The 14,871-nt window shown below is 61.8% G+C and carries 12 protein-coding genes; 9 read left to right on the top strand and 3 right to left on the bottom strand.

Going from position 1 to position 14,871, the window contains the following annotated elements; genetic code table 11:
• Positions 1-41 precede the first annotated feature (41 nt).
• Positions 42-761, bottom strand: a complete 720-nt coding sequence (locus BFQ00_RS02700; protein WP_065932551.1) for a 4'-phosphopantetheinyl transferase family protein — start codon at positions 759-761, stop codon at positions 42-44.
• Positions 762-927: 166 nt separating this feature from the next.
• Between BFQ00_RS02700 and BFQ00_RS02705 the strand changes: the two genes are divergently transcribed.
• The 3 genes from BFQ00_RS02705 to BFQ00_RS02715 are packed head-to-tail and all read left to right on the top strand — an operon-like array spanning position 928 to position 3,272.
• Positions 928-1,233 carry a hypothetical protein gene (locus BFQ00_RS02705; RefSeq protein ID WP_065932527.1) on the top strand — a complete coding sequence of 102 codons (306 nt, stop codon included), beginning with the start codon at positions 928-930 and terminating at the stop codon, positions 1,231-1,233.
• 18 nt (positions 1,234-1,251) lie between these two features.
• Positions 1,252-1,929, top strand: coding sequence for a response regulator (locus tag BFQ00_RS02710; protein WP_010208358.1), 678 nt, complete (start codon positions 1,252-1,254; stop codon positions 1,927-1,929).
• Positions 1,926-3,272, top strand: a complete 1,347-nt coding sequence (locus BFQ00_RS02715) for an ATP-binding protein (RefSeq protein ID WP_065884794.1) — start codon at positions 1,926-1,928, stop codon at positions 3,270-3,272. The genes BFQ00_RS02710 and BFQ00_RS02715 overlap by 4 nt, the downstream gene beginning before the upstream one ends.
• Positions 3,273-3,295: 23 nt before the next feature.
• Here BFQ00_RS02715 and BFQ00_RS02720 read toward each other — a convergent pair whose 3' ends face one another.
• Positions 3,296-4,294 (bottom strand): AraC family transcriptional regulator, encoded by a 999-nt coding sequence (locus BFQ00_RS02720; protein WP_065932528.1) that lies wholly within the window; start codon positions 4,292-4,294, stop codon positions 3,296-3,298.
• A 338-nt stretch (positions 4,295-4,632) separates the two neighbouring features.
• On the opposite strand from BFQ00_RS02720, the gene BFQ00_RS02725 reads away from it, so the two are divergent.
• The 3 genes from BFQ00_RS02725 (at position 4,633) to BFQ00_RS02735 (ending at position 7,684) form a co-directional block, all read left to right on the top strand.
• A complete protein-coding gene (locus BFQ00_RS02725; protein WP_065884792.1) occupies positions 4,633-5,964 on the top strand; it encodes a dicarboxylate/amino acid:cation symporter in 1,332 nt (443 codons plus the stop codon).
• 140 nt (positions 5,965-6,104) lie between these two features.
• Positions 6,105-7,091: an XdhC family protein gene (locus BFQ00_RS02730; RefSeq protein WP_065932529.1), complete on the top strand. Its 987-nt coding sequence runs from the start codon at positions 6,105-6,107 to the stop codon at positions 7,089-7,091.
• A complete protein-coding gene (locus tag BFQ00_RS02735) occupies positions 7,088-7,684 on the top strand; it encodes a nucleotidyltransferase family protein (RefSeq protein ID WP_065932530.1) in 597 nt (198 codons plus the stop codon). The genes BFQ00_RS02730 and BFQ00_RS02735 overlap by 4 nt, the downstream gene beginning before the upstream one ends.
• A 451-nt stretch (positions 7,685-8,135) precedes the next feature.
• Here the strand turns inward: BFQ00_RS02735 and rne are convergent, their stop codons facing one another.
• Positions 8,136-11,288, bottom strand: a complete 3,153-nt coding sequence (rne, locus tag BFQ00_RS02740) for a ribonuclease E (protein WP_218188826.1) — start codon at positions 11,286-11,288, stop codon at positions 8,136-8,138.
• Between the two features lie 758 nt (positions 11,289-12,046).
• Between rne and rluC the strand changes: the two genes are divergently transcribed.
• Genes rluC through BFQ00_RS02755 form a run of 3 tightly spaced genes read left to right on the top strand, consistent with a single transcriptional unit; the run spans position 12,047 to position 14,660 of the window.
• Positions 12,047-13,006 carry a 23S rRNA pseudouridine(955/2504/2580) synthase RluC gene (rluC, locus tag BFQ00_RS02745; RefSeq protein WP_065884788.1) on the top strand — a complete coding sequence of 320 codons (960 nt, stop codon included), beginning with the start codon at positions 12,047-12,049 and terminating at the stop codon, positions 13,004-13,006.
• A complete protein-coding gene (locus tag BFQ00_RS02750) occupies positions 12,993-13,655 on the top strand; it encodes an HAD-IA family hydrolase (RefSeq protein ID WP_065932532.1) in 663 nt (220 codons plus the stop codon). The genes rluC and BFQ00_RS02750 overlap by 14 nt, the downstream gene beginning before the upstream one ends.
• Positions 13,656-13,676: 21 nt before the next feature.
• On the top strand, positions 13,677-14,660 hold the full coding sequence (locus tag BFQ00_RS02755; protein WP_065884786.1) for a S49 family peptidase: 984 nt from the start codon (positions 13,677-13,679) through the stop codon (positions 14,658-14,660).
• Positions 14,661-14,871: the final 211 nt, after the last annotated feature.

Genomic DNA, 14,871 nt, shown 5'->3' on the forward strand with positions numbered 1-14,871 from the left:
ATGCATTCCCCTGTGGGAGGGGGCTTGCCCCCGATAGCGGTCTATCGGGCGCCAACCGCCACCAGACTCAACAACTGCTCCCCCTCCACCCCAAATTGCCCCTCCAATTCCTTGCCATGGCACCACTCACTGGACAGGTCCGTGAGCAACCGCAACCGCACATGCCCGGCCTGCGACCACTCCACCACTTCGGCATGCTCAAAATAAAAGCGCTTGTGCACGAGCGGGTAGAGCGCCTTGAACAGACTCTCCTTGACCGAAAAGGTCAGCGTCACCAGCAGGGCGACCTGCTCGCGCGGCAGGCTGGCCATTCGTTGCATTTCATCGGGAGTAAGTATCTCACCCGCCAGGCGTTGCGCCCGTTCCAGCGTCAGCAGGTTCTCCAGGTCCATTCCCAGCCCGCGCCACTGCGCCTTGTGCGCGACGATCGCCGCGGCGTGCCCGGTGCTGTGGGTGATGGAGCCGCTGATGTGCCCTGGCCAGATCGGCGCGCGGTCTTCGCCGATGGCCGGCACGCAGTCGAGGTTATCGAGTCGCCGCAGCGCTTCGCGGGCGCACAGGCGGCCGGCGAGAAATTCTGCCTGGCGCTTGGCCACCGAGCGCTGGATACTCGCCGGCGGCGGCACGGCGCTGCGGTGGAAGTCGCCGGCGTTCAACAAGGCCGGGTCGAATCGGGTGCTCAAAAACACGGTGCCCGGCAAGGGAGCAGGCAGCGGCCAATGGGCATCGAGTGGGGTACAGCAGGCGGGTAGGGGCGTCATGCGCGACATTTTGCCGAGTTGGCGCGTCAGTGCATAGCCCGTAGTGATAGTCCGTCGTGTATGTCCCCATCGCGCTTCAGGCCGGGTTCAGAGCCCGTTCAGGGGGAGTTCAGGGGCGCTTGCGTAGTGTGGACGCCACAGCCTGAACGCTTAAGAGGTAAGCACCATGACTGCGATCAAGAAACTGTTGTTGGCGTTGACCATGCTCAGTGCCACCGCCGGTGTGCAAGCCAGCGATAGCACGTCTGCCGCTTTTGGCCGAGAGAAAAGCAAAAAAGCCGGCAACCTGATCCACCGTGTCAGCTTCGACGAGGTGAGCGTTCAGGCCGCGCCGTGGGGCCGGTCGCTGGTCACCGCGCCTCAACCGGGTTACCGCACCGGTTACGCGCCCCAGTCTGGCCACTACAATGGCATTAAACTGCGCCCGCAAGACCTGCAGGGCCGCTATGATATCCCTCGCTCGGACTGTTGAATTGCCTTGGAGAGCCTTATGAAATTGCTGGTGGTGGAAGATGAGGCGCTGTTGCGTCATCACCTGTTTACCCGCCTGACCGACAGCGGCCACGTGGTCGAGGCCGTGGCCAATGCCGAGGAAGCCCTGTACCAGACCGGCCAATTCAACCATGACCTGGCGATCATCGACCTGGGGCTGCCCGGCATGGGCGGCCTGGACCTGATCCGGCAACTGCGCACCCAGGCCAAGACCTTTCCGATCCTGATCCTGACCGCCCGCGGCAACTGGCAGGACAAAGTCGAAGGCCTGGCTGCCGGTGCCGACGACTACGTGGTCAAACCGTTCCAGTTCGAAGAACTGGAGGCGCGGATGAACGCCTTGCTGCGCCGCTCCAGCGGTTTCACCCAGTCCACCATCGTCGCCGGGCCCCTGCTGCTGGACCTCAATCGCAAGCAAGCCTCGCTGGACGAACAACCGCTGGCGTTGACCGCCTATGAGTACCGCATCCTCGAATACCTGATGCGCCATCATCAACAGGTGGTGGCCAAGGACCGTTTGATGGAGCAGCTTTACCCCGATGACGACGAGCGCGACCCAAACGTCATCGAAGTGCTGGTCGGCCGCCTGCGCCGCAAGCTGGAAGGGCCGGCCGGGTTCAAGCCGATCGACACCGTGCGCGGCCTGGGCTACCTGTTCAATGAGCGCTGCCGTTGATTCGCTCGCTCCGTGTGCGCCTGATGCTGGCCGCCGCCACCCTGGCGGTGCTGTTCATGCTGGGCTTGTTGCCCGCCATGCAAGGTGCTTTCAGCCTGGCGCTGCAGGATTCCATTGAGCAGCGCCTGGCGTCGGATGTCACCACCCTGATCTCGGCGGCCCGCGTGGAAAATAACCGGCTGCTGATGCCGGCGCAGTTGCCCGATGAGCGTTTCAACCTGACCGACAGCCGTCTGCTCGGCTATATCTACGACCGTGAAGGTCACCTGGTGTGGCGGTCGCGGGCGACCCAGGAAGAAAGGATCAATTACAAGCCGCGCTACGATGGACGCGGCAACGAATTTGCGCGCATTCGTGAGGCCAACGGCCAGGAGTTCTTCGTCTATGACGTCGAGGTGCGGCTGCTGGGCGGCAAAAGCGCGGCGTTCAGCATCGTCGCCCTGCAACCGGTGCGTGAGTATCAACTGACCCTCGAAGGCCTGCGCGAGAATCTCTACCTGGGCTTCGGCGCGGCGTTGCTGGTGCTGTTGACGCTGCTCTGGCTCGGCCTGACCTGGGGCCTGCAGGCCCTGCGGCGCCTGAGTCAGGAACTGGACCAGATCGAAGGCGGCACCCGCGAAAGCCTCAGCGAAGAGCACCCCCGGGAATTGCTGCGCCTCACCGGTTCCCTCAACCGTTTGCTGCACAGCGAGCGTGAGCAGCGGGCGCGCTACCGCGACTCGCTGGATGACCTGGCCCATAGCCTGAAAACCCCACTGGCGGTATTGCAGGGGGTGAGCGAAGACATGGCCCAGCGCCCCGAGGAGCGCAGCCAGGCCTGGGTGCTGCAGTCGCAGATCGAGCGCATGAGCCAGCAGATCGGCTATCAATTGCAGCGCGCCAGCCTGCGCAAGAGCGGCCTGGTGCGCCATCAGGTACGCCTGGAGCCGGTGCTGCAGAGCCTGTGCGACACCCTGGACAAGGTTTACCGGGACAAGCGCGTCACCGTGACCCTCGACCTGCCGGACGCCTGCGACGTGCCCATCGAAAAGGGCGCCCTGCTTGAGATGCTCGGCAACCTGCTGGAAAACGCCTACCGCCTATGCGTGAAGCAGGTACGTATCAGCCTGGTGGAACACCCGGACGGCAGTGAGCTGTGCATCGAAGACGATGGCCCCGGCGTGCCACCGGACCAGCGCGCCCGGATCCTGCAGCGCGGCGAACGGCTTGATCGCCAGCACCCGGGGCAGGGCATCGGGTTGGCGGTGGTCAAGGACATTATCGAGAGCTATCACGCGCGGTTGACCCTGGGCGATTCGGCGCTGGGTGGCGCAGCGTTCAGGATTCACTTTCCGGCCTTGTGAGGGGGCGGGCAAGCTGTCCGCCTTCAACCCTCCTGCGCGCGATACGCCCCCGGCGTCAAGCCGGTCCACTTCTTGAACGCCCGATGAAACGCCGACGGTTCCGAGAACCCCAGCTGTTCTGCAATGTCCTGCAAGGACAAGTCCGCCCGCCCCAAGTGGTAGATGGCGATATCACGGCGTAACTCATCCTTCAATGCCTGAAAGCTGCTGCCTTCTTCACGCAAATGCCGGCGCAGGGTTTGCGGGCTGATATGCAAATGCTGTGCGACCGCTTCCAGGTCCGGCCAGGGCGTGCGGTCGCGGCTGAGCAAGCGGCGCAGTTGGCTGCTCAGGCTGTCGCCTTCATCGGGTCGAGACAACAGGTCGGCGGGGGAGCGCTGTAAAAAGTGCTTGAGGGTGCGTTCATCCTGCAGCAGCGGCAGGTTCAGGTAACGGCTGAGAAACACCAGACTGCTGTTCGGCGCGGCGAATACCCGGGGGCAAGGAAACAGCAGGTCGTATTCACCGGCGTGGGCCGGCATCGGATAACTGAAGGTGACCTGATGCAGCCGAATACGCTGGCCGATCAACCAACTGCCCAGACGATGCCAGATCACCAGCAGGCATTCACTGAGAAAGTGGTCCGGGTCCCACAGTGGCGAGTCGTCCAGGCTCAAGCGAACGCTGTCGCCTTCGCGTGTCAGCTGCCAGCGCGGGCCGTCGGGGAACAGGCTATAAAATAACAGGCCGCGTTCCAGCGCCTTCTCCAGCGTGCGGCAATGAATCAGCGCATGACACATCATGGCGAAGGTGCCGCGCTTGCTCGGCGCCTGGGCGAAACCCAGGTATTCATCATCCAGCGCCAGCCAGAGCATTTGCAGCAAGCGGGTAAATTGCTCCGGAGCGATACGCGCACGTGGTTCGCTCAGCTGTTCGGGGGTGATACCCACCTGCTGCAACAGGCGCGAGTAGTCATAACCGGCCCGACGTGCGCCGCCCAGGGCCGCGCGGGCGAAGTGACTGGCGATGGTGCGTTCACGCATGACAGGGCCTCGTCCATGGAAGGGCCGATGGTAGCCATCACCCGCAGGGGTCACAAGGCGGATATCCGCCAAATTGTAGGACGAGACAGGGCGAGTCGGCGGAAATCCGCCACCTTGTTACACGCCCGCCGAGCCTCGGCAAGCCGCAAGCCCTGATGTGCAAAGGCTTTCATCGGTTTCAAGCAAAGTGGCATGGCGTTTGCGATAGGGATTACAGCGCAGGATTGTTCCTACAGACCTCGCCAACAACAAATCCCTCCAGTGCAGGAGGGTTCGCAATTCAAGTGTCGTGGGCAATGGCGGATATTTGCCACACGGTGCGATTGAGGAACTTTGCAATGACGACTCGTCAGCCAATCTACAAATCCCTGTATTTCCAGGTGATCGTTGCAATCGTTATCGGTATTTTGCTCGGCCACTTCTACCCGCAGACCGGCGTGGCCCTCAAGCCACTGGGTGACGGCTTTATCAAGCTGATCAAAATGGTCATCGCCCCGATCATCTTCTGCACCGTGGTCAGCGGTATCGCCGGCATGCAAAGCATGAAATCGGTCGGCAAGACCGGCGGCTACGCGCTGCTGTATTTCGAAGTCGTTTCCACCATTGCGTTGCTGATCGGCCTGATCGTGGTCAACGTCGTGCAGCCGGGCGCCGGCATGCACATCGACGTGGCAACCCTGGACGCTTCGAAAGTCGCGGCCTACGTGACCGCCGGTAAAGACCAGAGCATCGTCGGCTTTATCCTCAATGTCATCCCCAACACCATCGTCGGCGCCTTCGCCAACGGCGACATCCTGCAAGTGCTGATGTTCTCGGTGATCTTCGGTTTCGCCCTGCACCGCCTGGGTGCCTACGGCAAGCCGGTGCTGGACTTTATCGATCGTTTCGCCCACGTGATGTTCAACATCATCAACATGATCATGAAGCTGGCGCCCATCGGTGCCCTGGGCGCCATGGCGTTCACCATCGGTGCCTACGGCGTAGGTTCCCTGGTGCAGTTGGGCCAGTTGATGATCTGCTTCTACATCACCTGCGTCCTGTTCGTGGTGGTGGTGCTGGGCGCCATCTGCCGCGCCCACGGTTTCAGCGTACTGAAGCTGATTCGCTACATCCGCGAAGAGCTGCTGATCGTACTGGGTACTTCGTCTTCGGAATCCGCACTGCCGCGCATGCTGATCAAGATGGAGCGTCTGGGCGCGAAGAAATCCGTGGTCGGCCTGGTTATCCCCACCGGCTACTCGTTCAACCTTGACGGTACCTCGATCTACCTGACCATGGCGGCCGTGTTCATCGCCCAGGCGACCGACACCCACATGGACATCACTCACCAGATCACCCTGCTGTTGGTGCTGCTGCTGTCCTCCAAAGGCGCTGCGGGTGTGACGGGCTCGGGCTTTATCGTCCTCGCTGCCACCCTGTCGGCTGTCGGCCACCTGCCGGTTGCCGGCCTGGCGCTGATCCTGGGTATCGACCGCTTCATGTCCGAAGCCCGCGCGCTGACCAACCTGGTGGGTAACGCCGTTGCCACCATCGTTGTGGCCAAGTGGGTCAAGGAACTGGACACCGACAAGCTGCAAAGCGAGCTGGCATCCGGCGGTACCGGTATCTCCGAAACCCGCGAAATCGACGACTTGGGCGTGGCCGAAGGCCCTGCACCTGTGGTCAAGTAAGCTGAAGATGGCGTGAACTAACGCCGACAGCAACACACAAACGCCCCGACTGGTTCGGGGCGTTTGCGTTTCTGGCGCGTCACGGCAGTGGCTTTTGTTTTACAGTAAATGAATCGGTTGAAACGCTTGCGGGAGGTTTTGTGGACAGTGTGGATCTGAATGTCCTGCGCAGCGTGCTGGAATGGCGCCGCGCCGGGCAACGCGTGATGTTGTACAGCGTGGTGCAGACCTGGGGCAGTGCGCCGCGCCCACCGGGGGCAATGTTGGCCCTGCGCGGCGACGGGGTGGTGATTGGCTCGGTGTCCGGCGGTTGCATCGAGGATGACTTGATCGCGCGCCTGCAGGATGGCCGTTTGCCTGACGATGGTCCGCCCGTGCAGTTGGTCACCTACGGCGTCACCCGCGATGAGGCGGCGCGCTTTGGCCTGCCCTGCGGCGGCACCCTGCGCCTGACCGAAGAGCGGGTGGACGACTGGGAGTGGGTCGCGCAATTGCTGGCATGCTGCGAGGATCATCAAATTGTTGCGCGCAAGCTGGACCTGGCCACCGGCAAAGTGACCCTCAGCGCCGCGAGCAAGACCGATGCAGTGACCTTTGACGGCCAGTGTCTGCGCGCCATCTATGGGCCTCGCTGGCGCCTGCTGTTGATCGGCGCCGGGCAACTGTCGCGCTATGTCGCGGAAATGGCGCGCCTGCTCGATTTTGAAGTGCTGATCTGCGACCCGCGTGAAGAGTTCGTCTATGGCTGGGAGGAACAGCACGGCCGCTTCGTGCCGGGCATGCCCGATGAAGCGGTGCTCAATATCCAGACCGACGAACGCACGGCGATTGTCTGTCTGACCCACGACCCACGGCTGGATGACATGGCGTTGCTCACGGCGTTGAATTCCAGCGCGTTCTACATTGGCGCCCTCGGTTCGCGGGTCAACACCCAGAAACGACGGGAAAACCTGGCGGCGTTGGGCTTGTCGGCAGAAGCGATTGCACGGTTGCATGGGCCCATCGGCTTGCACATCGGCAGCCACACGCCGGCGGAAATTGCGCTGTCGCTGATGGCGCAAATCGTCGCGCTCAAGAACGGCGTGCAGCAGACGCATAAAAGATCGGATGCGGTGGTGCTCGATTGATCGCCGCAATTATCCTGGCAGCGGGGCGCAGCAGTCGTTTTCGTGCCGTGACGGGACAGGACAAGCTGCTGGCCTCTTGCGTGGGCCGTGACGGGGTGACGCGTTCGGTGCTTGACCACGTGCTGGTCAACCTGCCCCCCAATGTGGGCAGGCGCTTGGTGGTAACCACACATGACCAGGCTGAAATCATGCGTCTGGGGCGGACACAGGGTTGCCAGATACTGACATTGAACTCCACGGGCATGGCTGACAGCATCGCGCAAGCCGTTGCGGCCAGTAGCGACGCTGAGGGCTGGTTGATAGTGCTGGGAGATATGCCATTCATTCTGACCTCGACGATTGAAAGCGTGGTCGCCGGACTCACCGTCGATACTATCCGGGTGCCCGTCCATACAGAAACGTATGGGCATCCTGTGGCCTTCGGAAGGGGTTGCGCTCAAGCGCTGATGGAATTATCCGGGGATGGCGGGGCCAGGCCTTTATTCGCTGCTTTTCAGGTTACGCCGGTGAAGGTGATAGACCCCGGCGTATTGTGGGATGTTGATGTGCCGACTGGCCTGCAATGGGAGGAGGTACCTCTGCCTACGAGTTGAGATGGCGTCTTCCGATACTCAATTGCATACGGTCTAATGGTTGCAATGCAGGGTCCCGCACTTAAATGAGGGCCTCTGGAATACGGCTCCAGAGCTCTTTCAATTGCAAGCACGGAGTATAAAGCCATGAAAGTCAATCCAGGCTCTTCACAACCCTTCATCCCTCCAGCGACTCAGTCCACGTCTGCTTCCAGCGCGTCGAATAATTCAAAACCCGAAGTCAAGGCAGAGTCGAAAACTCAAGGACACTCCTCGGAAAAAAGCAGGCCTATGATGTCGCTCAGTTCTGGGCAACGTCTCCTTGAACAAGCGTCAAATCGTTACGATAAGATGACGGGAGGCATGGGATGGTGAATGCGCATCGAATGTGATCATTCGCTTTTCTTGTTTTCGATTTGAATAAAAAGCCCCGCCTGATCACTCAGGCGGGGCTTTTTAATGGCTGATGGAATCAGACGAGGGGTTTAGGCTCGTGCTCTTCTTCCTGGGCCTTTTGCTCTAACGCTGCAGCAGCGGCGGCAGCCTCGGCTTCCTTGCGGCGACGACGCACTTCACGTGGATCGTTCGGCGCACGGCCGTTTTCAGTCAGGGCGCTTGCCGGTGCAGCTTCAACCACCGGAGCAGCGACTTCGGCTACCACGGGGGGTTCAACCACCGGCGCAGGCTCGACGACCGCAGTTGGCTCGATCACAGGAGCGGGCTCAACCACTGGGGCAGGCTCGGCAACCACGACTTCGGCAACCGGAGCCGGCGCTTCTTCGACCATCGGCGCAGGCGCTGGCGCTTCTACCGGTGCGGCAGGTTCGGCAGTCCACTGGAAGGCGGTCTGTTCTTCGCGAACTTCACGCACGGCCGGGGCAGCTTCTTCGACAGCCGGTGCTTCAACGACGGCTTCAACCACGGGCTCAGGCTCGACGACCGGGGCGACTTCAACGGCAACCACTTCGGTCACGGGTTGAGCATCGCGAACCGGTGCCACTTCCACTTCCGGAACCACTGGGGTTTCGATTGGGGTAGTTGCTTCCACCACCGGTGCTTCAACCACTGGGGTCTCGGCAACGGGCGCTTCTACCGCAGCGGTCTCTTCGACAGCCGCGGTAGCGCGTTCAGCCTGCTCATGGGCCTGGGCTTCAGCAGGTGCGCTGATGGTCGAGCTGGCCACGGCGGCGGTGACGGCCAGGCCGGCAGCCAGGTCGGCACCGGTAGGTTCGGTGTTGGCCGCTTCGGCGTTCTCGCCGGCTTCTTCCGAGCCTTCGATCACGTTGCCGTTGGCATCACGCTGACGCTCACGACGGTTGCTGCGACGACGCTGGCCACGGGAGCGACGGCGTGGGCGATCGCCTTCGGCGTTGTCCTGGCCCTCTTCCTGCAGTTGCTCTTCGCCGGTCAGCACTTCTTCTTCACTGGCGGCAGCGGCCTGTTCGGCGCGTGGTTGACGCTCTTCACGCGGGGCGCGTGGTTGACGTTCCTCACGTGGCGCGCGCTCTTCACGCGGCTGGCGAGCCGGGCGTTCTTCGGTGGCAGTGGCAGTAGCAGCGGCTGCGGCAGGAGTCGCATCCAGAGGCTCGCGCAGTTCACGTACACGCTCTTCACGCTCGCCACGCGGCTTGCGATCTTCACGCGGGGCACGTGGCGTACGCGCACGTTCTTCGCGTGGGGCGCGTTCTTCACGGGCTACGACCGGGGTTTCTTCGCGGGCTTCGCGAGGTGCACGCTCTTCACGTGGCGCGCGCTCTTCACGCGGGGCACGTTCTTCGCGCGGCTTGCGCTCTTCGTCACGACGACCGTTGCGGTTGCGGCTCTGCTGACGACCGTTGCGACGCTCTTCGTTACGTGCCGGGCGTTCGGTGGCGGTTTTTTCAACCACAACCGGGGCAGCCGGTTCTTCCTTGGTGGCGAACAGGCTGACCAGTGACTTCACCAGCCCTTTGAACAGGCTTGGCTCAGGCAGGGCAGCCGGCGCGGCCACCGGAGCAGCCGCTTCGGCCGGTACCGGTGCATTGGCGCGGGCCGGGGCGGTTTTCACGGCGGCTTCCTGGCGGACCAGGGTGCGGGTCGCAGCGGCCGGCTGGACTTCTTCCACTTCGGCGGCAGCGGCGGCGATTTCGTAGCTGGACTGGCCGCTGTGGGCTTCCGGGCTGTCATCGCGCAGGCGCTGGACTTCGAAGTGCGGCGTCTCGAGGTGATCGTTCGGCAGGATGACGATACGGGCACGGGTGCGCAGTTCGATCTTGGTGATCGAGTTGCGTTTTTCGTTGAGCAGGAACGCGGCGACCGGAATCGGCACTTGTGCGCGAACTTCGGCAGTGCGGTCTTTCAGGGCTTCTTCTTCGATCAGGCGCAGGATCGCCAGGGACAGCGATTCAACGTCACGGATGATGCCGGTGCCGTTGCAACGCGGGCAGACGATGCCGCTGCTCTCGCCCAGGGATGGACGCAGGCGCTGACGGGACATTTCCAACAGGCCGAAGCGTGAGATACGGCCCACTTGTACGCGGGCGCGGTCCGCTTCCAGGCATTCGCGGACTTTCTCTTCCACGGCGCGCTGGTTCTTGGCCGGGGTCATGTCGATGAAGTCGATCACGATCAGGCCGCCGATGTCACGCAGGCGCAGCTGGCGGGCGATTTCTTCAGCCGCTTCCAGGTTGGTCTGCAGGGCGGTTTCTTCGATGTCGCTACCCTTCGTGGCGCGCGCCGAGTTGATGTCGATGGACACCAGGGCTTCGGTCGGGTCGATCACGATGGAGCCGCCGGAAGGCAGTTCGACCACACGCTGGAAGGCGGTCTCGATCTGGCTTTCGATCTGGAAACGGTTGAACAGCGGCACGCTGTCTTCGTAGAGCTTGATCTTGCTGGCGTACTGCGGCATGACCTGGCGGATGAAGGTCAGGGCTTCGTCCTGGGCTTCAACGCTGTCGATCAGCACTTCGCCGATGTCCTGGCGCAGGTAATCGCGGATGGCGCGGATGATCACGTTGCTTTCCTGGTAGATCAGGAACGGCGCGGAACGATCCAGCGAAGCTTCTTTGATGGCGGTCCACAGTTGCAGCAGGTAGTCGAGGTCCCACTGCATTTCTTCGCTGCTGCGGCCCAGGCCTGCAGTGCGCACGATCAGGCCCATGTCGGCCGGTGCGATCAGGCCGTTCAGCGCTTCACGCAGTTCATTGCGCTCTTCGCCTTCGATGCGACGGGAGATGCCGCCGGCACGCGGGTTGTTCGGCATCAGCACCAGGTAACGGCCGGCCAGGCTGATGAAGGTGGTCAGGGCGGCGCCCTTGTTGCCACGTTCTTCTTTTTCGACCTGGACAATGACTTCCTGGCCTTCGCTCAGGACGTCCTTGATGTTCACGCGGCCTTCGGGGGCTTTCTTGAAGTATTCGCGGGAGATTTCCTTGAGGGGCAGGAAGCCGTGGCGCTCGGAGCCGAAATCGACAAAGGCAGCCTCAAGGCTTGGTTCGATGCGAGTAATACGGCCTTTATAGATGTTGGCCTTCTTTTGCTCGCGTGCACCGGACTCGATGTCCAGGTCGTAGAGGCGTTGGCCATCTACCAGTGCAACACGCAACTCTTCGGGTTGAGTTGCGTTAATCAGCATTCTTTTCATGTTGTACCGTCGGTTTCCGGGCTGCCGGAAACGGCGTTCGGCACACACGACTTCTCACGGTCGGTGTCAGGTGCGTCAAGAGTGGTTGGCCACTCCAGTGTCCAGCAAAACCTGCCAATTGGGCGGGTATCGCGACGGACGCGTCCTGCTTGTTAGCGGTGGTGACAAAGGCACCACTTCAACAAAAGCTAAGGTCAGGAGGAGGAATCAACCGGCGACTGTGGACGAGATGAAGCGTCTAAATATAAGCCTAGTGCTACACGGTCCGACGGTTGTGCATCTCCACCCTACACGTATCCCTGATAATTCGGGTGCTGCCGCGCGCAGAATCCGCAGCGGGTTGGCATTTACCGTGTTCTCCAAAGGGGAGTCCACGCTCATGGCTAAACAAGACTAGGTGTGGGCGATTGCGCTCTCACTCAGCTCTTAACAGGCGTTGTTTCCGAAGCATTCGCCATGGTCTGGCTCGGGACTGACTGCACTTTGTGAACTGGCCGTAAATATCGGCGCAGGACGCGAGTATTCACTCTGCGTACCGCACTCGCTTCAGGCCTCATGTCACCTGCGCTTGTTACAATCTCAAGCCTTCCAGGGTGGCGAACGCCCCGTAGGACGGCCTCGCGTCCTGATGAATTGCGATGGTCAGGGCCGGCAGTTTGCCGCAAGTCCTCTGTCCAGGCCGCTTTTGGCGGCGTTCGCGACTATAGCAGCAATGATTAAGTGCTTCAATTCCATAAAAAATTGTTATCATCGCCGGCATGACGACTACCGCCCCCCAGACCCCCAGCGTCCAGCTGCTCGAGGTCTCGCCGGAATATGCCGGCCAACGCATCGATAATTTTCTCCTGGCCAGGCTCAAAGGCGTGCCCAAGACCTTGATCTACCGCATCTTGCGTAAAGGCGAAGTGCGGGTGAACAAGGGTCGGATCAAGCCCGAGTACAAGCTGCAGGCGGGCGATATCGTCCGTGTGCCGCCGGTTCGCGTGCCTGAGCGCGACGAGCCCGTGCCACTGGCCCAGGGCCTGCTGCAGCGCCTCGAAGCGTCGATCGTGTTCGAAGATAACAAACTCATCGTGATCAACAAACCCTGCGGCATTGCCGTTCACGGCGGCAGCGGCCTGACGTTCGGCGTGATCGAGGCCTTTCGGCAGTTGCGCCCGGATGCCAAGGAGCTGGAGCTGGTCCATCGCCTGGACCGCGACACCTCCGGCCTGTTGATGATCGCCAAGAAACGCAGCATGTTGCGCCACCTGCACACCGCCCTGCGTGGCGACGGTGTGGACAAGCGTTACATGGCGCTGGTGCGCGGCAACTGGGCCAGCTCGATCAAGAGCGTGCGGGCGCCGTTGCAGAAGAGCAACCTGCGCTCCGGTGAGCGCATGGTGGAAGTGGACGAGGAGGGCAAAGAGGCCCTGACCCTGTTCAAGGTGCTGCGCCGCTTCGGCGACTTCGCCACCCTGGTCGAGGCCAAGCCGGTGACCGGGCGTACCCACCAGATTCGCGTGCACACCCTGCATGCCGGTCACTGCATCGCCGGTGATACCAAATACGGCGACGAGGATTTCTCCAGGGAGATCCGCGACCTGGGCGGCAAGCGCCTGTTCCTGCATGCCTACATGCTGACCGTGCCGCTGCCCGACGGTGGCGAGCTGAAGTTGCAGGCGCCGGTCGATGACATGTGGGCCAAGACCGTGGAGCGCCTGAGTGTCGCACCGTGATTACAAGCTGCTGATTTTCGACTGGGACGGCACCCTGGCCAATTCCATTGGCCGCATCGTCGAGTCGATGCACATGGCGTCGACCCGCTCGGGCTTTGAGTTGTGCAGCGACCTGGCAGTCAAGGGCATTATCGGCCTGGGCTTGCCTGAGGCGATTCGTACGCTGTATCCGCACATATCCGACGCTGAGCTGGTCGCTTTCCGCGGGCACTACGCCGATCACTACATTGCGCTGGAGGCTGAGCCTTCGCCGCTGTTTGAGGGTGTGGTGCAATCGCTGCAAGCGTTTCGTGCCGAGGGTTATCACCTGGCCGTCGCCACGGGCAAGGCGCGTCGCGGGCTGGATCGGGTGCTCAAGGCGCACGGCTGGGAAGACTATTTCGATATCACCCGTGCGGCGGATGAAACTGCCAGTAAACCTCACCCTCTGATGCTGGAGCAGATCATGGCGCATTGCCGTGTATCGCCGCGCGAGGCGTTGATGGTGGGGGATGCCTCCTTCGACCTGATGATGGCGCGCAATGCTGGCATGGACAGCGTGGCGGTCAGCTACGGCGCCCAGTCTGCGGATGCCCTGCAGTCATACGAGCCCAGGGTCACGATCGATCATTTTTCTCAATTGCAGGCCTGGCTCAGCCGGGCTCGATAAGTCTTTGCTGGGGTTGATGGCATGAGTGACGAGTGGAAAGCGCCGGAAAAAGCGCAAAACGCTGATGACAAAAGCTGGAAGCTGCTGGAGAAAACCCTCCTGGCCAGCGTCCAGGAGCAACGCCGCGCGCGCCGCTGGGGGATTTTCTTCAAGCTGCTGACCTTCACTTACCTGTTGCTCATACTGGCGCTGTTCAGTCCGTTGATGGACATGGAAAAGAGCGCCACCCGTGGCAGCCAGTACACCGCCTTGATCGAGGTGCGCGGGGTGATCGCCGACAAGGAGCCCGCCAGCGCCGACAATATTGTCAGCAGCCTGCGCGCGGCGTTCGAAGACCCCAAGGTCAAGGGCGTGATCCTGCGTATCAATAGCCCCGGCGGCAGTCCTGTGCAGTCGGGCTATGTGTATGACGAGATTCGTCGCCTGCGCGCGCTGCATCCGGACACCAAACTGTATGCGGTGATCTCCGACCTGGGGGCTTCGGGCGCTTATTACATCGCCAGTGCCGCCGACCAGATTTACGCTGACAAGGCCAGCCTGGTAGGTTCCATTGGGGTGACGGCAGCCGGTTACGGGTTTGTCGGCACCATGGAGAAGCTGGGCGTGGAGCGTCGCACCTACACCTCGGGCGAGCACAAGGCGTTCCTCGATCCGTTCCAGCCGCAGAAGGCGGATGAGACCCAGTTCTGGCAGGGCGTGCTCGACACTACCCATCGCCAGTTCATCGCAAGCGTCAAGCAAGGGCGTGGCGATCGGCTCAAGGACAAGGAGCATCCCGAGCTGTTCTCCGGGCTGGTGTGGTCGGGCGAGCAGGCGCTGCCGCTGGGCTTGATCGACGGCCTGGGCAGCGCCAGTTCGGTGGCGCGGGATGTGGTTGGCGAGAAGGAGTTGGTGGATTTCACGGTTGAGGAATCGCCGTTTGACCGCTTCTCCAAGAAGCTCGGTGCCAGCGTGGCCGAGAAGCTGGCCCTGTACATGGGCTTCCAGGGCCCGAGCTTGCGCTGATATCTCAAGCCAGTTGTAGATCAAAATGTGGGAGGGGGCTTGCCCCCGATGACGGTGTGTCAGCTATAGGTAACCTTGCTGATCCACCGCTATCGGGGGCAAGCCCCCTCCCACATTTGGTCGATGTGTAATTGAGGGATTTGTACGCCTTCGGTCAGCAGCGGTGGATTTCACGGTTGAGGAATCGCCGTTTGATCGTATCCAGGCTTCC

Origin of the sequence: Pseudomonas sp. 28 E 9, from assembly GCF_900004785.1 — a bacterium.
GTDB classification, from domain to species: Bacteria; Pseudomonadota; Gammaproteobacteria; order Pseudomonadales; family Pseudomonadaceae; genus Aquipseudomonas; species Aquipseudomonas orientalis_A.

Bases quoted from the DNA above. Each gene is read 5' to 3' on its own strand.
- rne (WP_218188826.1), bottom strand. From the start codon at position 11,288: ATGAAAAGAATGCTGATTAACGCAACTCAACCCGAAGAGTTGCGTGTT.
- BFQ00_RS02755 (WP_065884786.1), top strand. From the start codon at position 13,677: ATGAGTGACGAGTGGAAAGCGCCGGAAAAAGCGCAAAACGCTGATGAC.
- BFQ00_RS02725 (WP_065884792.1), top strand. From the start codon at position 4,633: ATGACGACTCGTCAGCCAATCTACAAATCCCTGTATTTCCAGGTGATC.
- BFQ00_RS02720 (WP_065932528.1), bottom strand. From the start codon at position 4,294: ATGCGTGAACGCACCATCGCCAGTCACTTCGCCCGCGCGGCCCTGGGC.
- BFQ00_RS02700 (WP_065932551.1), bottom strand. From the start codon at position 761: ATGACGCCCCTACCCGCCTGCTGTACCCCACTCGATGCCCATTGGCCG.
- rluC (WP_065884788.1), top strand. From the start codon at position 12,047: ATGACGACTACCGCCCCCCAGACCCCCAGCGTCCAGCTGCTCGAGGTC.
- BFQ00_RS02705 (WP_065932527.1), top strand. From the start codon at position 928: ATGACTGCGATCAAGAAACTGTTGTTGGCGTTGACCATGCTCAGTGCC.
- BFQ00_RS02710 (WP_010208358.1), top strand. From the start codon at position 1,252: ATGAAATTGCTGGTGGTGGAAGATGAGGCGCTGTTGCGTCATCACCTG.